This is a genomic window from Rhodococcus sp. BH5, from assembly GCF_027583855.1.
In the GTDB taxonomy this organism is placed as follows: domain Bacteria; phylum Actinomycetota; class Actinomycetes; order Mycobacteriales; family Mycobacteriaceae; genus Rhodococcus_F; species Rhodococcus_F qingshengii.
Genome location: NZ_JAJHVW010000007.1, coordinates 60,428 through 81,101, shown reverse-complemented (window position 1 = coordinate 81,101; position 20,674 = coordinate 60,428). Strand labels below are relative to the sequence as shown.

23 protein-coding genes and 1 tRNA gene are annotated in these 20,674 nt (G+C 61.4%); 13 read left to right on the top strand and 11 right to left on the bottom strand.

Going from position 1 to position 20,674, the window contains the following annotated elements; translation table 11 throughout:
• Positions 1-38 precede the first annotated feature (38 nt).
• Positions 39-242: a cold-shock protein gene (locus RhoBH5_RS18820; protein WP_003943666.1), complete on the top strand. Its 204-nt coding sequence runs from the start codon at positions 39-41 to the stop codon at positions 240-242.
• A gap of 130 nt (positions 243-372) precedes the next feature.
• Here RhoBH5_RS18820 and RhoBH5_RS18815 read toward each other — a convergent pair whose 3' ends face one another.
• Entirely contained in the window at positions 373-612 is a 240-nt protein-coding gene (locus tag RhoBH5_RS18815) for a CDGSH iron-sulfur domain-containing protein (protein ID WP_003943717.1), read from the bottom strand.
• Between RhoBH5_RS18815 and RhoBH5_RS18810 the strand changes: the two genes are divergently transcribed.
• On the top strand, positions 613-1,662 hold the full coding sequence (locus RhoBH5_RS18810; protein WP_007726547.1) for an iron-containing redox enzyme family protein: 1,050 nt from the start codon (positions 613-615) through the stop codon (positions 1,660-1,662).
• Here the strand turns inward: RhoBH5_RS18810 and RhoBH5_RS18805 are convergent.
• On the bottom strand, positions 1,619-2,290 hold the full coding sequence (locus RhoBH5_RS18805) for a HemK2/MTQ2 family protein methyltransferase (RefSeq protein ID WP_270008718.1): 672 nt from the start codon (positions 2,288-2,290) through the stop codon (positions 1,619-1,621). The two genes, RhoBH5_RS18810 and RhoBH5_RS18805, sit on opposite strands and share 44 nt — an antisense overlap.
• Positions 2,291-2,427: 137 nt before the next feature.
• Between RhoBH5_RS18805 and RhoBH5_RS18800 the strand changes: the two genes are divergently transcribed.
• The 5 genes from RhoBH5_RS18800 to RhoBH5_RS18780 all read left to right on the top strand — a co-directional run bounded on the left by RhoBH5_RS18800 (position 2,428) and on the right by RhoBH5_RS18780 (position 6,431).
• On the top strand, positions 2,428-3,195 hold the full coding sequence (locus RhoBH5_RS18800; protein WP_270008667.1) for a GAF and ANTAR domain-containing protein: 768 nt from the start codon (positions 2,428-2,430) through the stop codon (positions 3,193-3,195).
• A gap of 233 nt (positions 3,196-3,428) precedes the next feature.
• Entirely contained in the window at positions 3,429-4,133 is a 705-nt protein-coding gene (locus RhoBH5_RS18795) for a glycosyltransferase (protein WP_042452319.1), read from the top strand.
• Positions 4,130-5,068, top strand: a complete 939-nt coding sequence (locus RhoBH5_RS18790; protein ID WP_270008666.1) for an acyl-CoA dehydrogenase — start codon at positions 4,130-4,132, stop codon at positions 5,066-5,068. Before RhoBH5_RS18795 ends, RhoBH5_RS18790 begins: the two co-directional genes overlap by 4 nt.
• Positions 5,062-5,820: a PIG-L deacetylase family protein gene (locus tag RhoBH5_RS18785; RefSeq protein WP_003943643.1), complete on the top strand. Its 759-nt coding sequence runs from the start codon at positions 5,062-5,064 to the stop codon at positions 5,818-5,820. Before RhoBH5_RS18790 ends, RhoBH5_RS18785 begins: the two co-directional genes overlap by 7 nt.
• Complete coding sequence (locus RhoBH5_RS18780; protein WP_125050412.1) at positions 5,817-6,431, top strand: class I SAM-dependent DNA methyltransferase; 615 nt, start codon at positions 5,817-5,819, stop codon at positions 6,429-6,431. The genes RhoBH5_RS18785 and RhoBH5_RS18780 overlap by 4 nt, the downstream gene beginning before the upstream one ends.
• 52 nt (positions 6,432-6,483) lie before the next feature.
• Here RhoBH5_RS18780 and tatA read toward each other — a convergent pair whose 3' ends face one another.
• The 3 genes from tatA to RhoBH5_RS18765 are packed head-to-tail and all read right to left on the bottom strand — an operon-like array spanning position 6,484 to position 8,951.
• Positions 6,484-6,660, bottom strand: coding sequence for a Sec-independent protein translocase subunit TatA (gene tatA, locus RhoBH5_RS18775; protein WP_003943732.1), 177 nt, complete (start codon positions 6,658-6,660; stop codon positions 6,484-6,486).
• Positions 6,660-7,331, bottom strand: coding sequence for a Rid family hydrolase (locus RhoBH5_RS18770; RefSeq protein ID WP_007726540.1), 672 nt, complete (start codon positions 7,329-7,331; stop codon positions 6,660-6,662). Before RhoBH5_RS18770 ends, tatA begins: the two co-directional genes overlap by 1 nt.
• Positions 7,332-7,370: 39 nt before the next feature.
• On the bottom strand, positions 7,371-8,951 hold the full coding sequence (locus RhoBH5_RS18765; protein WP_270008717.1) for a flavin monoamine oxidase family protein: 1,581 nt from the start codon (positions 8,949-8,951) through the stop codon (positions 7,371-7,373).
• A 238-nt stretch (positions 8,952-9,189) separates the two neighbouring features.
• On the opposite strand from RhoBH5_RS18765, the gene RhoBH5_RS18760 reads away from it, so the two are divergent.
• Positions 9,190-10,701, top strand: a complete 1,512-nt coding sequence (locus RhoBH5_RS18760) for an APC family permease (RefSeq protein ID WP_054187568.1) — start codon at positions 9,190-9,192, stop codon at positions 10,699-10,701.
• Complete coding sequence (locus RhoBH5_RS18755; RefSeq protein ID WP_042926394.1) at positions 10,701-11,453, top strand: IclR family transcriptional regulator; 753 nt, start codon at positions 10,701-10,703, stop codon at positions 11,451-11,453. Before RhoBH5_RS18760 ends, RhoBH5_RS18755 begins: the two co-directional genes overlap by 1 nt.
• Positions 11,454-11,456: 3 nt before the next feature.
• Here the strand turns inward: RhoBH5_RS18755 and RhoBH5_RS18750 are convergent, their stop codons facing one another.
• Genes RhoBH5_RS18750 through dcd form a run of 4 tightly spaced genes read right to left on the bottom strand, consistent with a single transcriptional unit; the run spans position 11,457 to position 14,188 of the window.
• Entirely contained in the window at positions 11,457-12,980 is a 1,524-nt protein-coding gene (locus RhoBH5_RS18750) for a hypothetical protein (RefSeq protein WP_054187569.1), read from the bottom strand.
• A 30-nt stretch (positions 12,981-13,010) separates the two neighbouring features.
• The gene (locus RhoBH5_RS18745; protein ID WP_270008665.1) at positions 13,011-13,268 is read right to left on the bottom strand and encodes a hypothetical protein; all 258 of its coding nucleotides are present in this window, start codon (positions 13,266-13,268) and stop codon (positions 13,011-13,013) included.
• A 40-nt stretch (positions 13,269-13,308) separates the two neighbouring features.
• Positions 13,309-13,593, bottom strand: a complete 285-nt coding sequence (locus RhoBH5_RS18740; protein WP_054187570.1) for a hypothetical protein — start codon at positions 13,591-13,593, stop codon at positions 13,309-13,311.
• Positions 13,594-13,618: 25 nt separating this feature from the next.
• The gene (gene dcd, locus RhoBH5_RS18735; RefSeq protein ID WP_003943702.1) at positions 13,619-14,188 is read right to left on the bottom strand and encodes a dCTP deaminase; all 570 of its coding nucleotides are present in this window, start codon (positions 14,186-14,188) and stop codon (positions 13,619-13,621) included.
• A 305-nt stretch (positions 14,189-14,493) separates the two neighbouring features.
• On the opposite strand from dcd, the gene RhoBH5_RS18730 reads away from it, so the two are divergent.
• The 4 genes from RhoBH5_RS18730 to RhoBH5_RS18715 all read left to right on the top strand — a co-directional run bounded on the left by RhoBH5_RS18730 (position 14,494) and on the right by RhoBH5_RS18715 (position 19,153).
• A tRNA-Gly gene (locus RhoBH5_RS18730) sits at positions 14,494-14,567 on the top strand.
• A gap of 2,554 nt (positions 14,568-17,121) precedes the next feature.
• A complete protein-coding gene (locus RhoBH5_RS18725) occupies positions 17,122-17,484 on the top strand; it encodes a GntR family transcriptional regulator (RefSeq protein WP_007726518.1) in 363 nt (120 codons plus the stop codon).
• On the top strand, positions 17,481-18,416 hold the full coding sequence (locus tag RhoBH5_RS18720; protein WP_270008664.1) for an ABC transporter ATP-binding protein: 936 nt from the start codon (positions 17,481-17,483) through the stop codon (positions 18,414-18,416). Before RhoBH5_RS18725 ends, RhoBH5_RS18720 begins: the two co-directional genes overlap by 4 nt.
• Entirely contained in the window at positions 18,413-19,153 is a 741-nt protein-coding gene (locus RhoBH5_RS18715; protein WP_192712037.1) for an ABC transporter permease, read from the top strand. The genes RhoBH5_RS18720 and RhoBH5_RS18715 overlap by 4 nt, the downstream gene beginning before the upstream one ends.
• A gap of 149 nt (positions 19,154-19,302) precedes the next feature.
• Here RhoBH5_RS18715 and RhoBH5_RS18710 read toward each other — a convergent pair whose 3' ends face one another.
• Positions 19,303-19,794 (bottom strand): FBP domain-containing protein, encoded by a 492-nt coding sequence (locus tag RhoBH5_RS18710; protein ID WP_270008663.1) that lies wholly within the window; start codon positions 19,792-19,794, stop codon positions 19,303-19,305.
• 200 nt (positions 19,795-19,994) lie between these two features.
• The gene (locus tag RhoBH5_RS18705) at positions 19,995-20,612 is read right to left on the bottom strand and encodes a DUF1109 domain-containing protein (RefSeq protein ID WP_270008662.1); all 618 of its coding nucleotides are present in this window, start codon (positions 20,610-20,612) and stop codon (positions 19,995-19,997) included.
• Positions 20,613-20,674 lie beyond the last annotated feature (62 nt).

Genomic DNA, 20,674 nt, shown 5'->3' with positions numbered 1-20,674 from the left:
GGGAGGGCTCGGCTCGATGGATCCAGGAGAATTTGGTTATGGCTCAGGGCAGTGTCAAGTGGTTCAACGGTGAAAAGGGCTTCGGATTCATCGAGCAGGAAGGTGGCGGACCGGATGTGTTCGTTCACTACTCGGAGATCCAGGGCAGCGGCTACAAGTCCCTCGACGAGGGCCAGAAGGTCGAGTTCGAGATCGGACAGGGCCAGAAGGGCCCCCAGGCTCAGAACGTTCGCGCCATCTGAGTTCGATCCCAGTCTGACTTCAGACTGAAAAGGCTGGACGCTGCACCGCATGGTGCCGGCATCCAGCCTTTTCTTGGTTTCCGGGTCGTCTCGGTTCACGGGTCGGGCTTGTTCCGAATATTGGCACCGGTTACGTCGCTCGCGCCCGCTTCTTCTTGTGGGAGCTGTCGCAGAACGGCGCGATGCCGGTCCGCCCACATCGACACAATGCAACCGTAGAGCGCTTGTTCTCTATCGGAGTGCCGTCGTCACGGAGCAACTCGAAGTCACCACGCACCAGCAGCGGGCCGTCCGTGCAGGCGGTTATGGTGGTGTTGTTACCGGGAACACTCGGTGTTTCGGCAGATGACGATTCGGGAAACGCGGTCATATGTCCTCTTCAGTTCTCGATTCGGCCACTGGTGTGCCCACTTCCATGCCTGTTCCACAGGCCCGCGGCCCATTGAGCGCCACTCTCGTTTCCATTCTGCGCTCCTCGGCCGATCCGAGGGAGATTACGGCTGCCGCTGACGCGTACGAGGATGCACAGTCCACCGACCTCACCTACGACATTCTTCGTGACGACGACGCTCAGCTGACCCTGACGCTCCTCTACGAGCTTCATTTGCAGGGAATCGAGAACGTCTCGGACAAATGGGAGTGGAATCCGGACCTGCTCGCGGTGCGGTCTCGGCTCGAAGAGCGTTTCGAGTCCGCCATCGCGCAACTCGTGGGGACAGTGGAGTCGTCTGGCGACGTCGTGGCCGACCTCTGGTCGATGACCGCCCCCAGCGCAGGCCCAGGTCTTGCGTCCTTCATGGCGAAGGATGCAACGATCGATCAGTTCTCGGAGGTGCTGATTCACCGTTCGCTCAATCAGCTCCGCGAGGCGGATGTGCACACCCTCGGAATTTCGCGCCTCTCCGGTGCCGTCAAGGCCGCCCTCGTCGAAGTGCAGAGCGACGAGTACGGAGGCGGCCGCGCAGAGCGAATGCATTCGCGTCTTTTTGCCGACACCATGCGGGCTGTGGGTCTTTCGGACCGCTACGGCCACTACATCGATTCTGTTCCCGCGGTAACGTTGGCGTCGTTGAATGCTCTCTCGCTCTTCGGTTTTCATCGCCGCCATCTCGGAACGCTGGTCGGGCACCTGTGCGCTGTCGAGACCACGTCTGCGCTGCCGAGCAAACGATACAGCGCAGGACTGCGCCGACTCGGATTCGGTTCGGGCGCGACACTGTTCTACGACGAGCACGTGGAAGCGGATTCCGTTCACGAACAGATCGCCGTTCGGGACCTTGCCGGCGGTCTCGCTTCTTCGCAGCCGCACCGCACTGATGACATCTTGTTCGGCGCCGCAGCGTGCCTGGCGTTCGACGATCTTCTCGGCGATCACCTCACATCGAGTTGGGAGAAGGGCAAGACTTCGTTGCGCGAATGATCACGAGTTGTTCGATTTCCTGACCGGTGGTGATCAACCCTCGTGCCTCGAGCATGGTGCGCCTCTCGCGCATCACGGGCCCGAAGGGAACGTACTTCCGGGCTGAAATCTCTACGGCCATACCGTGTTCTTCGAGTATCGCCTCGGTCTTGTCGACCCCACACAGCACCGATTGCAGGAGAAGCAGTGTGCCGCCCGGGACGAGCACCTCGTGAACGGTGGCTGCGATCCTGTCGATGAGGGCGCGTCCGTCCTTGCCTGCGTCCCAAGCACGTTCGATTCCAGCGGTAGGGAGATCATCTGCAAGAGCAGGGACGTACGGCGGGTTGGAGATCACCAGATCGAAGAGTTCGCCGTGCACCGCCTCGGTGAGGTCGCCACGACGGGAGTCGATCGAGGTTCCGTTGAGGATCCCGTTGAGACGAGCATTGGCACACGCGCGGCGAGATATGTCGACCGCGACGACGTGGCCTGCGCCTGCCGCGGATGCCGCGACAGCGAGGGCGCCGGTCCCCGTGCACAGATCCAGCACCCGACTGCGAACGGTGAGGCGCTCGAACAGCAGCGCATCCGCCAGTAACGACGTGTCATGTTGCGGTGGATACACACCAGGTAAACGCAGGATCATCATCGGCTCCTCTTTTTTCAGGCGACATCGCACATCGCTGCGTGCGGCTACCCAGGAACCTCGGATTTCATGCAACATCGAAGCAAAGACCGCCTGGAACGGTTACATCGCCGCAATTTGCGGAGTAGACCTGAATCATGACAGGCAATGCGGACACCCCAGAGGGAGCCGCGGCGTTTGCTTCCGCAGCAGATTCGCTCGACACCCTCGCCGAAGCGATTGCCGGACTCCGGTCCACTCTGAACACGGACGCGCATCTCGACTCCATGCTCCAACGTCTGGCCGAGACGGCGGTCAAAGCGCTGCCGGATGCCGATGCTGTCAGCGTGACGGTGCTGTCCGCCGATGGCCCACGAACTGCTGCATCTACCGCGGACTACCTTTCCGCGATAGACGATGCCCAGCATTCCGCCGATCGTGGTCCGTGCGTTGACGCCGCGCGCACCATGTCGTCGGTTCGGTCGAAGGTGGGTGATCACGACGACAAATGGCCGGAATTCACCGCCGAGGCCCGGAAACAAGGTGTCCGGTCCTACTTGTCCGTGCCGCTCACCATGGGCGAAGGAAGCACCGAACTTCTCGGCGCGTTCAACGTCTACGGATTCGCCTCGACAGAGTTCAAGCCCTTCGACGAAGAGTTGATGAAATTGTTCACCGCCGCTGCGGGCGCGGCGATCGCAGATTCACGACGCTGGCGTCAGGCACACGAGCACATCGAACAGTTGCACTGCGCCATGGAATCTCGTGCCGAGATCGAACAAGCCAAGGGCGTGCTGATCGCCATCCACGGCATCGACGCCGACGAAGCATTCAGCCGACTCGTTCAGCAATCGCAGCACACCAACGTGAAACTGCACGAGGTGGCCCGGATGCTCGTCGATTCGGTGCGCCACCGCCGGTTCTGAAGATTCTTCGGTGCAAAACCCCGTTTTGCACCCGAAAGCACAGTCGCAAAACCCCGTCTTGTACCCCGCCGGCACATCTCTCAAACGTATCCAGAGATGTTTCACCGAAACAGTTTTCGACCTGCACGGCTGCTGGCGGTCGCGCGGCGGCACCCGTCCGAAATGTGGTTATCTGTTGAGAACCGGGACGAAAGAAGACCCGACCGTACCAGGGTGAGGAAAGGATCGTCACTGTGCCAATCGACCAGGTTCTTGTCGTAGTTCCCGCCCACAACGAAGCCGAAGACCTCCCCAATTGCCTTCGTGCACTCGCAACAGCGGCGTCGGCTTGCGTTGTCCCCGTCCGAGTGGTTGCCGTCCTCGACAACTGTTCGGACGGAACCGCGGGGGTCATCCCCGACGGGGTGGAAGTACTCCGCGTCGAGCATCAGAACGTCGGCCGTTCGCGAGCGACGGGTTTCTCTGCGTTCGGCTCGGATTTGGGGGCCTCAGCGTGGTTCGCCACGACCGATGCCGATTCGGTGGTCGGCCCCACCTGGATTGCGCGCCAATTGGAGTATGCGCGTACTGCGGACGTCGTCGCGGGCACCGTTCGCATCGCGGACTGGGAAGGCCATCCGCACTCCGTTCGCGAACGGTACGAACGTATGTACCACGCACACCCCTATGGTCGACACGGTCACGTCCACGGTGCCAACCTCGGTGTCCGCGCCGATATGTACTGGGACGTCGGAGGATTCTGCGATCTCGAAGAAGACGAGGATGTCGATCTCGTCCGGCGGTTGAGCGAGGCCGGTGCCTGTATCGCGTGGGCAGAGGACATTGCGGTCACCACGTCTGCGCGTCTCGACGGCCGAACTCCGGGCGGCTTTGCCGGACATATCCGTAACCTGGGTGGTACGACCGCCGATAACGAAGAAGCGGAGCTGGCACGATGAAACGACTACACACACTCCTGGACGCAGGTGGACTGTACTTGCCGCTGCCCGGCGGCGGCGCGACGGCCGCACGGTGGACCTCCCTGGCAGAGCTCACACGGGAGAATGTGGTTCTCGGCCGGATGGCTGAGGCTCACACCGATGCCGTCGCGATACTCACCGAACTCGACGGACCGGATCCCGAACCCGGGCAGCTGTGGGGAGTGTGGGCGGCCGAGCCACCCGAACCTGTGGTGAATGCGTCTGAGCACGTGGGGATCTGGACGCTCACCGGTCGCAAGTTGTGGTGTTCCGGCGCCAACACCTGCACGCATGCACTGATCACCGCCTTGGTCGACGGTGTCCCCTCCCTCTTCGCGGTCGAGCTCGGACTACCTGGGGTGCATCCCGTTCCCGATTCGTGGAAGGCCGTCGGTATGGCCGAAAGCGACTCCAGCGCGGTCGACTTCGACATGGTTCCGGCTATACCGGTCGGGACGGCAGGCGACTACCTGAGCCGCCCGGGGTTCTGGCACGGCGCGATCGGCGTGGCTGCATGCTGGTACGGCGGCGCCTGCGGCGTCGCTGATCCGTTGTACGACAAGGCTGCAAGCAGCGAAGACCCCTACGTACTCGCACACCTCGGTGCGGTCGATGCAGCGCTCGCCGCAGCGCGCAACGCGCTCGCAGTCGCGGCGGCCGAGGTCGATGCGGATCCCTTCGACGAAAATGCCGAGGCCATGCAGCGGGCACTCCGTGTGCGCGCAATTGTCGAGCGCGCCGCTACCGAGACCCTGGATCGGGTGGGACGCGCTCTCGGCGCCGCACCGCTCTGCATGGACGCCGCGCACGCCGCACGGGTAGCCGATCTCACCGTCTACTTGCGGCAGAGTCACGCCGAGAAGGATCTCGCCGAGCTGGGCCGGATTGCAGCCAAGGGGAAACGGCCGTGGTGAACTCGAAACTGTTCGCGCAGAAGCCTGTCGACGACGGCGGTACTCCCGAATCGACATGGCGGGAGTGGGGAAGAAGTTTTCCGGAACTGGATCTCACCGGATGCTCACGATTGATCATCGTCGCTCCCCATCCCGACGACGAAATACTCGGTCTGGGCGGAACCGCTCTTCTGGCAATACTTTCCGGCATCAGTGTTCAGGTCGTATCTGTCACCGACGGCGGAGCTTCGCATCCCGATTCACCGACCGTGACTCAGCCCGAGATGGAACGCCGTCGACGGTCCGAGTCGGATCGGGCAGCGCGTGTCCTCGGAATTCCCACACCGGTTCGATTGAGCATCCCGGACGGAAAGATCGGCGAGAACCGACAGGAGTTGACCGACCGCCTCAGCTCGATTCTCGGTGATTCCTCGGCGGATACCTGGTGCGCCTCCACGTGGCGCGGGGACGGCCACCCGGACCACGAAGCCACCGGAGACGCGGCGGCGAGGGCGTGCGCGGACACTGGATCGCGCTTGATCGAGTATCCCATCTGGGCGTGGCATTGGGCCGCGCCGGATCATGCGGCAGTCCCGTGGGAAAGAGCACGAAAGGTGACCTTGCCCTCCGACGTTCAGGCTGCGAAATCTGCTGCCACCAATGAGTTCACTTCACAGATCGCTCCGCTTTCCGATCATCCCGCGGATGCACCCATCCTCCCCCGCCATGCGATGGAACGATTACTGAGGCCGTACGAGACGGTGTTCGTATGAGCGATAGTGAACTCCCCGCGGATTACTTCGCCAAGATGTATGCCGCACAGTCCGACCCATGGGATTTCGAATCCCGCTGGTACGAGCAGCGGAAGTACGCACTCAGTGTCGCTATGCTCCCGAAACCTCGATACCGTCGCGCATTCGAACCGGGGTGCTCGATCGGGGTTCTCACCGAGAAGTTGTCCGAGCGCTGCGACAGCGTTCTCGCCACCGACATCGTCCCGACCGCACTCGAGAGCGCTCGTGCGAGGCTTACCGGACATGACGCCGAATTTCGGCTCTGGGCCTTGGGTGACGACTGGTCCGAAGAAACCTTCGACCTCGTCGTCATCAGCGAAGTCGGCTACTACCTGACCTTCGAAAAGCTCATCGAGGCAATGCTGCAGGTCGTCGAGCATCTCGAGCCTGGCGGAACGCTGCTGTGCGCCCATTGGCGTCACGTCGTGCCGGAGTATCCGCAAAACGGTGACGCTGTTCATTCGGCTGTGCGCCAGACGCCGGGGTTGGCGCAGTTCGCGTCGTACCAGGACGAGGACGTGCTGATCGATGTCTTCGTGAAGGGTCCGCCGTCACCACCGTCGGTAGCTCGTTCCGAAGGTCTGATCTAGTAGACCTGTGCGCGGTTGAGGAGTGTGGGGGCTCCTCAACCGCGCACGGGGGTCAGTCTCGCTGCTCCAACGCGAGGTCCGTATCCGACTGCAGTTCACCGACTTCGGACTTCAGGATCCGCATCGACCTGCCGAGGCCCCGGGCCGCGTCGGGCAGCTTCTTCGAACCGAACAGCACCACGAGCACTACTGCGACGATCGCCCAGTGAGTCGGGCTGAGCGCGCCCATCAGGCGGGTTCCTTGCCGTCGGGGTACACCGCATCGACCTCTACCTCGACGAGCCAACCGGCAACGGGCAGTCCGGCAACCTCGAGGGCGAATCGGGTGGGCCGGGCGCTGTTTCGCTCGATCGGAGCGATCGGCTCGGCCGTGCCCATCGGCACCAACTCGGTGTCACCCGTGTCGAGATTGGTGTTGGCGAAGAACTGCCGGTACGCGCGATTCCATCCTGTGTAGTCGGCCTTGTCCGATCCCGGCGCGTTGTCGAGGAAGACGCGCATCGTCACGACGTCTTCGAGACTCAATCCCTGAGCTTCGAGGTTGTCGCGGATCTTCTTGAGTACATTGATGCCCTGCGCCTCGGTGACGGTGACACCGGTCGGCAGAACACCGCCGGAGAACTGACCGTCGATGTACGACTCCGGCGAACCTTCCGGCGCCGCCTTGTTTCCTGCCGACGGACCGATGCCGCTGGTCTTGTAGATTGCGGTGTCGCCGCCGATCGCGACGCCCTGAGCGATCATCGGGTTTGCCTGCCCCGCTTCGAGAATCGATTTCGAGACGAACGAACTCGATGTGGTCTCGGCGTCCGCCTCGTCAGACGAGCAGGCAGTGGCGAAGCCCAGTAGCGTGGTGGCGGCGAATGCCGCTGCAAGGACCTTGGTGCTGCGAGATTTCATGATTAGACCTCCAGAAAAAGTGATGGGAAACGAAGCACGTCAGGCAGTTTGCGCAACACGCTGATGCAGGTGGGTCACGACGTCCTGCGCGGACGTGAAGGCCCCGTGCTGCCAGGCGATGGCGTTGGAGAGGTGATCGCCGGCGAAGTAGATCCGGTCGACGGGTTCGAGCAGCTTGGTGTACTCGGGAGTTGCCATGCCGCCGTGGGAATCTCCCGCGCCGGCCCATGATGCCCAGGCGGATTCCGAATACTTGGTGCGACGCCAGCTTCCGGAGAAGGACGACGAGATGTCGCGAGTGTATTTGTCGCCGTGGATTTCTGCGCCTTCGGCGATGGCCTTTGCCAGCCGCTGACGGTGGGTGAGCGATTCGAAAGCCTGTTGACGCTTACCCGAGCTGTAGTACGCGACGACGACGCCGCGGTCGGAGTTGTAGTGATCGTAGGGGAACATGATCTGGGAGATGTCGCGGTCGGTGTTGGACGCGCCACCGTAGATGCGGTCCTCGGTCTCCCACCACCGACGCGAGTACTCGATACCGAGCTTGCCCGACGACGACGGCTTGGCGGCATCCAGCGCGAGCAGGATATCGGAGGGCAGGTTGTTGTTCAGCCGCTTGATCAAGTGCGGTGGGATCGTGCAGATTGCGTAGTCGGCGGTGATCGACTTGGATTTGCCGTCGACGACGTAGTCGACGGTGACGCCTTCCGGCACGTTCTTCATGCCGCTGACCTCGGCGCCGAACTCGATGTTGTCCATCCCGATCGCGTCCTGGAACTTGTAGTAGATCCGGTCCATGCCACCGACGGGGGTCATCATCGTCATGGCCTGGTCGTAACCGAACTCGAAGGAGAATGCACGCCCGATGCCGCCCTGGATGACATCGCTCATCCCGAATGGTTCGATCTCGGTTCCGAAGTTGAGGCCGGCGCCCGGCTCCGCGGAGTGCCCTCGACGCGAGGATCCGACGTAGCGGCCGTCGCTGGAGAGATCGCCGAAGTCGGCGAGGAAGGACGAGAGTGCTTCTTTGTCTTCCTTGCTCAAGACCTGGTCGAGAGCGCCCTGATTGGTGGCCTTCTGCAGCAGCTCGGACATGTATCCGTAGGTGTCGGCTTTGGCTGCTCGGTAGGTGATCGACTGATTCGCCAGCGGCTTGTTGCCGGTGTAGTTGACGAAGGTGTTCGCGTTCTGGTTTCCGAACATCTGCAGTTCGACGCCCAGTTCGCGGCAGTAGTCGATGGTGTTGTGATTTTGCGGAATACGCGTCGCACCGAGGTTGTAGAAGTGCCCCTCGGAGAACGAACAGGTCTGTGTCTCACCGTTCAGGTCGGTTTCTTCGGTGCCGTTGCGGATCGACCACACCCGACCACCCGGGCGGTTGCGTGCTTCGAGGACGGTGACCTTGTATCCGGCCTTCTGCAGTTCGTAGGCAGAGCACAGCCCGGACGGTCCGCCGCCGAGGATCACGACGGAGTGATTTCCCTTGACCTTTCCGATCAGGTCACCCGCAGCAGGTGCCTGAAATCGCCTCGGCGTCGACGCCACTGCCGGCGCCAGGCCGATGGACGACATAGCACCGAGCGCCAGGCCCGCGCCGCCGGTGATTCCCAGGCTGCGCATGAAAGATCTACGTGTGTATGGCATTCGAGCTCCCCAGTGTGCTCCCGGTGACCCGGGTGGTTGGTGTTGAACACAGACTTCAGGAGCGTTGGGTCCGGAACTTGACGCGCAGGAAACAGTCGGTGGGGACCGAGTGAGAAACGTGCGAGCGTTCGCATCTTGCTCTCTCACCCGAGTGCGATCAGCGGAAGCATGCCCGCAATATCGGCGTTACAGAACCGGACTAGCGTGACGCGACATGTCCGCTCTCACCGAAGCCATCGCGCGGTCCTTCACCACGCGCGAGAAGCAGCCCCCGGCGCGATCACCGCTGCGGGCGTTGGGCCGTCGGCAACTCTCGGGCGCCGAAGTGCTGGCCCAGTCGGTGGCAACCACTGCTCCCGCTGTGTCGATGGTGGTTCTGCCCGTCACCATGCTGACACACGGCCGATTGTTGAGCGGGATGATCACCATCATCTCCGCCACCGTGCTGGTGACGCTCATAGCCTTCTGCGTTTCGCAGTTCACTCGCCGAATGGCTGCGTCGGGCGGACTGCACAGCTTCGTCTTTCGTGGCCTGGGCACCCGGGCAGCATTGACCACCGGCATCGCCATGCTGGTCAAGTACGTCGGCAGCGCGGTGATGACGCTCTATCACGGCGGACAGGCCGCAATCGCATTGCTCGGCTTCGCGGGTATGCACGTGGACAAGACTTTTCACGTCATCGCGCTCTATCTGGGGATAGCCTTGCTGATTCTCGGCGCTCTCGTGCGAAGTGTCAGATTTGCCGCGCTCGCGATCCTCGTCGTCGAAAGCTGTTCACTTCTGTTCATCGTCGGGCTCATGATCCTGGGCGGTTCCGGAAGTCAACAAGCACAGATCGTTCCACCCACCTCCGGCCACGGGTTGTTACTCACCGCCCTGGCTGCCGTGTTCGCTCTCGCCGGATTCGAGAGCGCGGCCTTCTTCGGCCCCGAGGCCCGTCGTCCGCTGGTAACCGTCACCCGCACAGTCCTTCTCACTCCGATCATCTGTGGATCGCTCTTCATCTTCGCGGGCTGGGCCGCTTGGTCCGGGCGCAGTGACACCCTCGTCAACGCCTATCTCCACGGAACGGCGACGGGCGTGAGCCCCGGTGTCGTGATCGCGCTCAACGTCGGTCTGGGGTGCTCGTGGCTGGCGTCGTCGATGGCGTCGTCCAATGCTGCGTCACGCCTGGTCTATTCGTTCGGTGTCGAGCGCCTACTCCCCCGCCGGTTCGCCTCGGTTCACAGTGCCTTCCGTACGCCCTACTTCGCATTGACTACCGTGGTCTGCACCGTCCTGCTGGGCGGCGGAACCTTTGCCGTTCTCGGGCGCGGAGAAATCTTCGACGACGTTCGACTGACTGTTCGCGGCGCCGTCATCGTGGCCTATGCACTGACGGCTATCGCATCCGTTGTCTTCCTGACACGGATCGGCGAGCACACTCCCGGCGTTCTCGCGGCCGCGTCGTGTGGCAGTGGTGCCGGAGCGATAGTCCTCGGTTACCTGGTTTATGCCAACACGATCGACCACGCGTACGTTGCACCGATCGCCGTGCTCGTGATCCTGACTTCGGGCACACTCTGGCAGTTCTACCTGCGACGCCGAAGCCCCAAAAGTCTGCTGCACGTCGGAGCTTTCGACAGTCCCGAAACCGAGGACGTACTACCAGGAGCTGGGGTGTTCGCCACCGACGCAGCCGGAAACATCGTGCTGGTGGGCGAGCCGACTGCCGGCGCCCGCTGATGGTGGGCCGACCACGCGACCTCGGTGGGCACGAACCCCGAGCGGTTCAGCGCGCCCTTGCCCTCCTCGAGTCGGCGGCCAGGCTCGGATCGGGAGCCACCGCCAAGGACATTGCCGCCCTGGCCGACATCCCACCTGCCACTGCGTATCGGTTACTCAACATCCTTGTCGCCGACGGTTACCTGGTTCGGATCGCCGACCTCTCCGGCTTCGCACTAGGCCGACGCACCCGTGAATTAGCCGGGGCTGCCGCCGAACCCACACCCATCGACAATTCGGTGCTCCTCGAAGAACTCCGCGAGCAGGTACGGTTCGGCGTCTACCTCGCGTCGTTTGCAGAAAACAGAATTCGGCTCGTCGATCGCGATCCCGACCACGAACTCAGTGGTGAACGGACACTGGTCACAGCCGTTCACGCGTCGGCTATCGGGAAGCTGCTCCTCGCCAACCGACCCGAATTGGCCGAGGCCCCACTGCGAAAGGTCACCGCACACACCATCACCGACGGCGACCAGTTGGAACTCGAACTCTCTCGGATCCGGCGCGGTGAGGCCGCCCGTGAGGTCGACGAGATTCGTGTCGGACGCTCCGCCGTCGCCGTCCCGATCCACGACGCGGAAAGGTGTGTCGTCGGTGCCTTGGCTGCGATAGGTCCGACCGGCAGACTTTCCGTCGACGACGTAGACCTGGTCGTGCTGTTGCGGGAGTACGCGGAACGCATCGTTGCACCGACGATGTCGAAGGCAAGCTGAAAGTCAGAGGCCGAACACACGTTTGGCAAAGCCGAGATGCTCGTCGGCCCAGCCGATGACGCCGAGCGTGGAATCGAGATTCTGCGGCGGAGTGCGCACCAAGGTGTCGCGTCGGACGAGTCGGTCGAAATCGATCTGAGCGCGGTCGAACTGGACCCCTGCCGTGACCATGATGTTCGCCAGTTCTTGCGCCATCACCCCGTACGCGACTGTCGTGGGATGAACGCCGTCGAGCGAGAAGAGGCCGCCCGAAGCGCGGCCGCCGCGACCGTCGGCGGAGAGGAACAGCGAGTCCGGCACGGGTTGCAAGTCGGTCAGCGCCTTGGGAAGGGGGTACGGCGTCCACCATGACGGCCGCGCATTGACGTCGGTGACGTAGCGCCGTGAGGCCACGCGCTCGAGCAACCCGGCAATATCGCAGAGGTACCAGTCCTTCCCCACCCGACGGGCATTCGCGACGGCTTGCTCGATTCCGTCGTTGTACATGTCGATTGCGGTGTCGACGGCCCACGCCTGCGCGCCGGTGATGTGCTGATCGCGTTGTGGGTCGAAGTCGGTGTCGCGCACCCACGGTCGTGCGTAGTACGGGAAGTAGCGGGATCCGATTTCGATCTTCCCCCCGAGCCCGTGGGCGATCGGTGCGATGGTCACGTGTGGGACGGTGCAGAGGATGACGTGCTGGGCGTTGATCTTGCGGATCGCGGCCAGCACCTCGGCGTACTCCGACGCGAAGTGCTCAGGCCGCCACACCGTGTAGTCGCGCTTGCCGCCCGGATCACGGAAGTTGTTGCCGCTCCACTCGACTCGAAGTTCGGTGACGGTGCGGAGCGCGTTGTTGGCACCGAGGAAGACGATCAGAGTTTCGATGCCTTCCTTGCCCAACTCCGCTGCTGCGTCGAACGCGGTCATACGCTTCTCGGCGTCGGAGCCTCGCGGCAGAACTCGCAGTGCGGCGCGCTCGCCGTTGTTCTCGACGATCTGGCTGATCAAATCGTCGTGCGGTTGGTGAAGAGCATCCTCGCAGCCCTGCGCCGTCTTGGTCAGAGCGTCACGAAGATCCCACCCGTACACCGAGAGGTTGTGGTTGATTGTCGAGAATGTCGGCGCTTCGCTGCCCGGTCCGCGTTCCCAGTAGTCCTCTACCTGATCCATGAACGCGCGCGCAGCAAAGAGTGCGAGCGGAACCTCCCAGAGGTCGAGCCGCGGGCCGAACCGCTCCTCGAGGGTTCGGAGCAACAGTTCGATGTTGAGCGGAAGCCCGCCCGGGCCGCCGTAACGGGGAAAGCGGAACTGATCGAGCCGGCCCAGCTGGTGAGCAATGATCGCCGGATACGACAGATCAGTATTGAAGATTGCCCCGCTCTGGAATCCCTGCGACAGCGAATCCCCGATGACCACCAACCGGTGGGGAGCATCGCCACCCGGTGGAACTACCGGAATCCCGATTGTTGAATCGAACTGAGGAACCCTGGGCCCTGCTGCGGCCGCGGCCACGACGTCGTCGGGAGTATCGGGTGGAAGTTCCATGCCCACTCACCTCCGGAAAAGTCCAGCTGGTCAGCTGATCAGTGGTGGCTTACGCCGATCGGCATTGTCCTGCTCCGATTGCTTCTCGATCGACCTGACAACCTCGTCGGCCCACTGTTGATTTCGCCCGTCGAATTCCGCGCGGTCCCGACGCGCGATACCCCGCCCCACCAGGATGGCAATCGGAATGGAACACACGACCCATACGAGTAGTACGCCTCCGACAATCCACCACATAACCAGTAATTGTGCCCGATTCGACGACTGTTGTGCTCCAGGTCGAAACATCTGTCCGAATCGTGGCGGTCAATCCAGTTGAGCGCGCAGGTCAGAAACGATCTGCGCCGACGGTTTCACGGGCTTTGCGAACCTGATTCCAACCACGAGCGGCGATGCCGAAGGCAACAAGCGACATCAGATCCGAGACCGTCAGACCGTGTTCTCTGTTCAACGACCACAAGACCTGACCTTCCAGCGGTCCATTGAAGAACAGCCACGCCACCCCTGCACAGACGGTCACAACAACACTGGCTTTGGACGGCTTCATCAAACACACGGTGCTGGTCACGAACAACAAGTTCATGAAAACCAGACCGTAGAAAATTCCGATCATGCGACTCCCCCCGAAGTTCGTTCGTTCAGCCGCGGTTGAAGTTCAGGTACGCCTTCGACGGTGTCGGGCCGCGCTGGCCCTGGTATTTGGATCCGGCTTCGGAGCTTCCGTAGGGGAACTCTGCAGCGCTCGAGAGCTTGAGCAGGCAGAGCTGTCCGATCTTCATTCCCGGCCAGAGCGTGATCGGCAGGTTTGCGACGTTGGACAGCTCCAGTGTGATGTGGCCGCTGAAACCCGGGTCGATGAAACCGGCGGTGGAGTGCGTCAAAAGGCCCAGGCGCCCGAGGCTCGACTTACCTTCGAGGCGGCCGGCCAGGTCGTTCGGCAGTGAGCACACTTCGAGAGTCGAACCGAGAACGAACTCGCCGGGATGAAGCACAAACGGCTCGCCCTCTGCCGGTTCGACCAGGCTGGTCAACTCGTCCTGGCGAAGTGCCGGGTCGATGTGCGTGTACCGCGTGTTGTTGAAAACCCGAAACAGACCGTCGAGGCGCACGTCGACGCTCGACGGTTGCACCATAGAGTCGTCAAAAGGGTCGATACCCAGACGTCCAACGGAGATTTCGGCACGGATGTCACGATCGGAGAGCAGCACAGGTAGAGGTTACCGGTTCTGCGGGCAGTGCCGGCCCATCGCCGGGGCGATCACACTGTGGTTACCGAACACGATGCGCGGGTTCTGGACTCCCACGGGAGAGCCCAGCCCCACCTATCTCAAGTTCTCCATCCCGAAAGGTGTTCCTGCGCAAAAATTTTGGGCAAATCATTTACCGAAGGCGCCGACTTCGACACGCCTGTGTTGATCAATGGCGCCCGGGGACACCGCCGCTTGAAAGCTCGTCTGATAATGTTCGGAAAGCACGTTGATCGGCGGTGAAAACACGTCCGGTCGGCTGCGACGCCGATGTAGTTCAATGGTAGAACATCAGCTTCCCAAGCTGAATACGCGGGTTCGATTCCCGTCATCGGCTCCACAGATTCTCCGCAGTTCAGAGCCCTTTTGGGGCAGTCGAACTTCGCTTGTTTGGGACCCAATCCTGTGACAGGTACACGGCAGGTACACAACCCCCTCCATTCAGTGATCAGTCAATGTGAATCCAACGAAAATGGGGGTGCTAGAGGACCGCGTCTCGGAATTCTGCAGTTCATCGATGCAGTCCGACTGGTCGTCCCCCGGCCTGAATCGGTGTCCATTGCGCGCACTGTCAGGAGAGTGCTGTCGACCTCGAAGCCGATGGTCGCCGGTACCTCGGTTCGTTTGCCGTCCATCAGTGATTCGAGCGCGACTACCAACAAATGGGTTTGGAAACTGTCTCCGCTCGGACTCCGCGCAGCTTGTCAGTTGAATATTGCAAAAACGATCTGCCGTAGCGCACCCATACGCCGAGGACCACAACTCACGCACGAATGCAGGTCTTCTCACAATCACAGCTGTGAAAGGACCCAAGTGCGTCAAAAAATCACCTTCGAAAAGCATCAAGTACGTATTCTTCCTCAGTACCGGACAGCGCTGACCGTAAGTCCCAACGCACGCCATCGGTCTGCACATTTAAACCCTCACCAACCTACATCTTGTGCCTGCTCGGATCATCCGTGGATCAACTCATACACTCCGAATCCGGAGAGCCGGATAAAGCTCGAAAAAATACCCCAGTTTCGAGGACCGTCACATTAGCGTCGCGCTACCTTCCCGAAGATCTTTAGAAACCGGCAGACTGGCCCCAATTCGATAGAAGGCCGTAAGTGTCCAGAGTCGAAACCTCATTCCCCGCAAGCATCGCAGCGTCTTCCCTGGTTATGACGTTCGGAACTACGGCTTCTCACGCAACTGCCAAACCGGGCAACTTTGGCGCAGGTGCTTCTGGTGGATCTTGGTTGGTGGACTACAACTCCTCGAATGGCCTCGGATATATCAGGACAGTCACCTCATTCGGTCCAGGCTCGCCGCTTACATTGCAGGTCTCAATTTCGATAGCAGGACATCTGCCCTGTATGCAGTAGCGAATACTGCCGGGCCCTAGACGGAGCGAGGAGGTGAATTCAAATGGATAACGTCCTCTTTGCTATCGTCAACGTGATCGTGGCGATGGCGAACGGTTCCACGATCCCCCTCTCATTAGAAGGCGCAGGGCCACTAACCGCTCCCGACTTGTAGAGAAGATCGGCCGACCGCATGTGGATGACATTTTCAGCTCTGCCTGAAACCTGCATATCAGAAGATGCGTGGATCGTGCGGTGGTCACAAACATAAGCTCCCCTACCTGGCCAGGAAGGGGAGCGTATGTTTGACAGGTCCCAAATAGTCGGTCGAGGCCGCCCCGAATAGGATCAGCAACCGAATGTCACAGCGCCGACTGGTTTGATCACGCGAGTGCGCACCGTGAGCAGAATTCACACAGAGGTCGATTAATGTGCATCTGCTGAATCAGCCTTCTCAGCTCCGTTTGATCGAATACGTCTGCTGGCTCGAGTGCCCTTGCCACGGTGAGGCAAGCTACCGATCTCGGACGCGGGCGGGCGCTGTCTCTTGATGTTGATGTTGACCACGATGGACCTGTACCTAGTTGGCACTGACCAATTTAGGTCGTCGAACAGGTAGCCGGTGGAAGCGCTTCGGTCTTCGGCCCGATCACGAGCGGCCGCTATGTGGTGAGAATCGGTCGGTCTCCTCTTGAAATGTAGTCGGCGAATCGCTCAATTCCTGCTTGTGAGAAGCTTCCTCGACCTGCGCGTCTAAGTGCGGCTTCGACGAATGGGAGCGGTTTCCTGCGGTATGTGCGGTAGATGCTGTCTAGTACTGGTTGCAGTGCCCGGCGTGCGAGGTCTGCTGTTTCCGGGTCTGAACCCCCGAATTTCACTGTCACATTCGGCATAGATACCCCTGCTGGTCGAGTGTCCGATTCCCTGGCCGGAAGCGTACGTATCGGGATTGCAAATCAGTACAGAAACACCAAAACGGGGCGCTAAGTCCCTACTTGCGGTGGATACGACTCCGTCTTTGGGTTGACGAAAAGGGGCCCGACCGCGGCGTGCGGTCCGGCTTCTGTTCTACGACTGCGGGTTACGCCCCGAAGCCGCGGCTTCTGGTTTCGCCGGCTTCACGTTGGGTGGCGAACTGCCGATGCTGACTGGTGTTTGCGTCAACGCATAGCGAACTCCCATCTACAACGTCCATGCAGAATGACCCCCGCGACATAGTTGCCGTCTTCGATGAGGTGGCCGAATTCATTGAGGCAATAACTACCGGCCACCCGAAGGTGCCCCGTCCCGTGGTCGACCACCTAGATCGGCGGTTCCATGGTTCCGCAGAAGCTCAATGCCTGTGCGCAACGCCCCGGGATCTGGAAGTCGTAGCTGGTCTGCATCCAAGCTGTTCCATCAGCCTCTGCGATGAATGTCCCGATAGGCAGCGCTCGGAGACCCAAGTCATCGGTGCCAGATTCCGCGATCTCATTGCCAACATGCCCCACGACGTTCTATGGTTCATTACATGAGTAATGAACCAGTGAACATCGGCCATCGATCATCGTGATCGACGACGGACGACCACTGTTCCAGCAGATCGCCGAGCAGATCGAAGGCTCGATCATCGACGGCTCCCTGCCGGAAGACGGGCAGGTGCCCTCAACCAACGAACTGGCGGCGTTCCACCGAATCAATCCGGCGACGGCAGCCAAGGGCCTCAATCAGCTCGTAGGCGAGGGGATCCTCTACAAGAAACGGGGAATCGGAATGTTCGTCACGGTCGGTGCCCGCGACGCACTCAGGTTCAGACGCCGAGAAGCGTTCGCGCGCCAGTACATCGAGCCGCTGGTCGCGGAGGCCGACCGGCTCCAGATTTCCCTCGGCGAACTCAAATCCATGCTGGACGACAGGAAGGCGGACCGATGAACGCAAGCACGACAACGACCGAGCCCCGAGTCAGGCGTTTCGACGAAACTGAACTTGTCGCCTCGATGCGCTCCGTGGACAGAAAGTACGGGGATGTCGACGCGCTCGCGGACGTCTCGTTCGAGATCAGCCGCAACAAGATCTACGGTCTGCTCGGCCGTAACGGCGCAGGCAAGACGACGATCATGCAGATACTGACCGGGCAGGACCTGCACACCCGCGGCAACGTCGAGGTATTCGGCGCTGCCCCTTTCGAAAATGCCGACGTCCTGGCAAACGTGTGCTTCGTCAAGGAAAGCCAGACGTACCCCGAAGACCTCAAGGTCAAGCACGTACTCGTCGCCGCCGGCCATCTACTCCCGAATTGGGACCACGCGTTCGCCGAGACACTGCTCGACGACTTCCAACTTCCCTTGTGCCGCAAGGTGAAGAAGCTCTCGCGCGGCATGCGGTCAGCGTTGGGAGTGATCATCGGACTTGCCTCCCGTGCACCGCTCACGCTATTCGACGAGCCGTATCTCGGTCTCGATGCCGTTGCACGCCAACTGTTCTACGATCGCCTGCTTGCGGACTACGCCGAACATCCTCGCACTGTGGTGCTTTCGACTCACCTGATCGACGAGGTAGCCAATCTACTCGAGCACGTGATTGTCGTCGACGGCGGCCGGATTGTCGTCGACGCAGACGCGGATGCACTGCGTAGCCGCGCCGTGGTGGTATCCGGTCCCATTGATGCGGTGGATGCCGTTGCTGCGTCCGGCAGGGTCCTGCGCCGGGAGACACTGGGTGCCCACAGCCGAATCATGTTGCAGGCCGATGTGACAGAGACCGAGCGAAACCGACTGCGGGAGGCGGGAGTCCAAGTGGAACCGGCATCTTTGCAGGAACTTGTCATCGCGACTTCGACGCAGCGCAAGGAGATCACCGTATGAGTATCGCAACGACAGAGCCACGGACGGTCCCGAAGACGCCCGCTCGGTCCAGGATCGGTGCCGTCCTACAACTGCATACGGTCGCGTGGCCGTTGCTGATCGCCTGGCCGGTGGGCATCCTGTTGATCTCGTTCCTGATCAGCTTCACTATCTACGCGATCGTCGGGAACGAGGAGGGTGAAGGATTCACCGGTAGTGTGTTCTCGGTCTACGGTTTCGTGCTGGCGTTCTACCTCCAGTCGATGACGCAGACGTTCCCATTCGCGCTCGGACTGAGCGTGACTCGCCGCGAGTTCTTCACTGCCACCACGGTTATGGCGCTGGCACAGTCCGCAGTCTTCGCAATCGCGCTGCAACTGCTGTCCGTGCTGGAGTCCGCCACCAACGGCTGGGGTGTGCACATGCGCATGTTCGGCATCGCACGCTATTTCACCGACAACACCGCCGTACAGTTGCTCGCACTGTTCGCGACGCTGCTGCTGACCAGTTCGATCGCAATGCTGGCAGGTGCTATCTACCAGCGGTGGAGGATCACCGGTCTACTCGCCTCCCTCACCGGGCTTTTCGGCTTGCTCGGCCTGTCAGCGATCGCGATCACCTGGGCTGGGTGGTGGCCGGCGATCGGTTCGTGGTTTGTCGATACTCCCCGACTGGTACCGATGGCGCTACTCCCTCTGGCCCTTGCCATCGCGTGCATCGCCGGAGCCTGGGCGACGTTGCGTCGAGCAACGCCGTGACCGCGCGATCATGTGCGACGCCACATGTCGCGTCGTCTCGAAGTGCTCGTCGGATCAAACCCGTCTAGACAGCTCGTCCCCCTCCCTGAGTCAGGAAAGGGGGACGAACGTCGCAACAGGGTGCTATCTCGTCCCCGATTTGGTCCGCTCTACTGCCGAGCCACCCGCTCGACAAAACTCGAAGCCCGCAGCACCAGTTCATCTTTCCGGTTCTGGCGCGCAGCGGCGGCATCGTAGCCGGCATACGGGAGCGGGGGGTCGTTACGAACATTGGACGAGCACTGGAAGTCTCGGCAGATCAGTGTTCCGACCGTGCTGCCACGTCGACCGGCGGGCCCGGCCAACTTGGTGCCGTAGAAGACGACCTCGTTGGGGAGTCGCGTGTCGCGGCACCAGGAGCACTGGGCGCGCGATCGCGGAGTGGCCTCGGCTTGAACGAGCAAGACTCCGATGGTCTCCCCGTCGAGTGTCGGGACGATCGCGTAGGCGCGTCGGCCCATTTTCGGATCTCGCCAGCCCAGGTAGTCGAGAGCGTCGAAGTCGATGGTGCCGAAGCCGTCCGGAACGGTGAGATCGGACTTCTCCTTACGACTCGCGTTGACGAGGCTGGAACGAATAGATGTATCGGTCAAAATGATCATGGGTGTATACCAATCGTGGCTCGGTGAAGGTGGGTACAGCTCATGGCCCGATCAGCACCAAGTGCTGTCGGGTCCGAAATGCGCTATCTGTCGCCGGCGAAGACGACGCCGACAACCCCCTCACGCCCATGGGGCGTCACCGTGTACGTATCCACACCGCGATGGTAGCTACAGGCCTGCGTTACAGGCCACTCGATTTATCAGTCACGCCATACCGCCGTGAACTCGTACCAAGGTCCGCCGAGGTGAGTTGCGGAGAAATCATCGAACCCCGATGGTGGGCCGCTGGGCGAGTACACCCACCCACTCGAGGTGATGAACATGCTGTCGTCGTCGATGAAGTAGACCTCATCCGGCCGCACGACATGGGCACTACTGATATCGAACTGGCCGATCTCGAGCTCTTCCACGGTCGATTCAGGCTGCTCCAAAAGACCAATCGCGATGGTCTCGAACTCTCCGCTCTTGTCGAGGAAAGTTGCCGGCGGCATCAACAACGCCAGAGCGACTGCAGCGATGACGGCGATCGGGGAGGGCAGAATCCACCACGACCACCGCCGGTCCTGGCCAAGGACGTAGAGGGTGCGGATCGCCCACACCAGACCGACCACGATCAAGATGAGCAGCGCCGCAGCGCTGACGAGGAAGGGATCCAACCATCTGTACTCCCCGAACGGCGAAGGCCACCAACCGTAATGCCGGCAGACCAACGCAATGAGCGGAACAACGGTGAATGCCAAAAGAATCGGCCCCGGTGGCTTGGACGACTCCGGAGGGTCAGCTACCAACCATTCACCCAGCGACTTCGGCCTTCTCATCACCCCACCGTATCTGCAGGTCATGGCAAACTCAGCTACACGGCGAATACCTTTGCAGTACA

Excerpts from the sequence above, each read along its gene's own strand:
- RhoBH5_RS18705 (WP_270008662.1), bottom strand. The coding sequence starts at position 20,612 with ATGAGAAGGCCGAAGTCGCTGGGTGAATGGTTGGTAGCTGACCCTCCG.
- RhoBH5_RS18720 (WP_270008664.1), top strand. The coding sequence starts at position 17,481 with ATGAACGCAAGCACGACAACGACCGAGCCCCGAGTCAGGCGTTTCGAC.
- RhoBH5_RS18715 (WP_192712037.1), top strand. The coding sequence starts at position 18,413 with ATGAGTATCGCAACGACAGAGCCACGGACGGTCCCGAAGACGCCCGCT.
- RhoBH5_RS18750 (WP_054187569.1), bottom strand. The coding sequence starts at position 12,980 with ATGGAACTTCCACCCGATACTCCCGACGACGTCGTGGCCGCGGCCGCA.
- RhoBH5_RS18805 (WP_270008718.1), bottom strand. The coding sequence starts at position 2,290 with ATGATCCTGCGTTTACCTGGTGTGTATCCACCGCAACATGACACGTCG.
- RhoBH5_RS18780 (WP_125050412.1), top strand. The coding sequence starts at position 5,817 with ATGAGCGATAGTGAACTCCCCGCGGATTACTTCGCCAAGATGTATGCC.
- RhoBH5_RS18740 (WP_054187570.1), bottom strand. The coding sequence starts at position 13,593 with ATGATCGGAATTTTCTACGGTCTGGTTTTCATGAACTTGTTGTTCGTG.
- RhoBH5_RS18745 (WP_270008665.1), bottom strand. The coding sequence starts at position 13,268 with ATGTTTCGACCTGGAGCACAACAGTCGTCGAATCGGGCACAATTACTG.
- RhoBH5_RS18810 (WP_007726547.1), top strand. The coding sequence starts at position 613 with ATGTCCTCTTCAGTTCTCGATTCGGCCACTGGTGTGCCCACTTCCATG.
- RhoBH5_RS18760 (WP_054187568.1), top strand. The coding sequence starts at position 9,190 with ATGTCCGCTCTCACCGAAGCCATCGCGCGGTCCTTCACCACGCGCGAG.
- RhoBH5_RS18815 (WP_003943717.1), bottom strand. The coding sequence starts at position 612 with ATGACCGCGTTTCCCGAATCGTCATCTGCCGAAACACCGAGTGTTCCC.
- RhoBH5_RS18820 (WP_003943666.1), top strand. The coding sequence starts at position 39 with ATGGCTCAGGGCAGTGTCAAGTGGTTCAACGGTGAAAAGGGCTTCGGA.
- RhoBH5_RS18790 (WP_270008666.1), top strand. The coding sequence starts at position 4,130 with ATGAAACGACTACACACACTCCTGGACGCAGGTGGACTGTACTTGCCG.
- RhoBH5_RS18800 (WP_270008667.1), top strand. The coding sequence starts at position 2,428 with ATGACAGGCAATGCGGACACCCCAGAGGGAGCCGCGGCGTTTGCTTCC.
- RhoBH5_RS18765 (WP_270008717.1), bottom strand. The coding sequence starts at position 8,951 with ATGCGCAGCCTGGGAATCACCGGCGGCGCGGGCCTGGCGCTCGGTGCT.
- RhoBH5_RS18755 (WP_042926394.1), top strand. The coding sequence starts at position 10,701 with ATGGTGGGCCGACCACGCGACCTCGGTGGGCACGAACCCCGAGCGGTT.
- RhoBH5_RS18770 (WP_007726540.1), bottom strand. The coding sequence starts at position 7,331 with ATGAAATCTCGCAGCACCAAGGTCCTTGCAGCGGCATTCGCCGCCACC.
- tatA (WP_003943732.1), bottom strand. The coding sequence starts at position 6,660 with ATGGGCGCGCTCAGCCCGACTCACTGGGCGATCGTCGCAGTAGTGCTC.
- RhoBH5_RS18710 (WP_270008663.1), bottom strand. The coding sequence starts at position 19,794 with ATGATCATTTTGACCGATACATCTATTCGTTCCAGCCTCGTCAACGCG.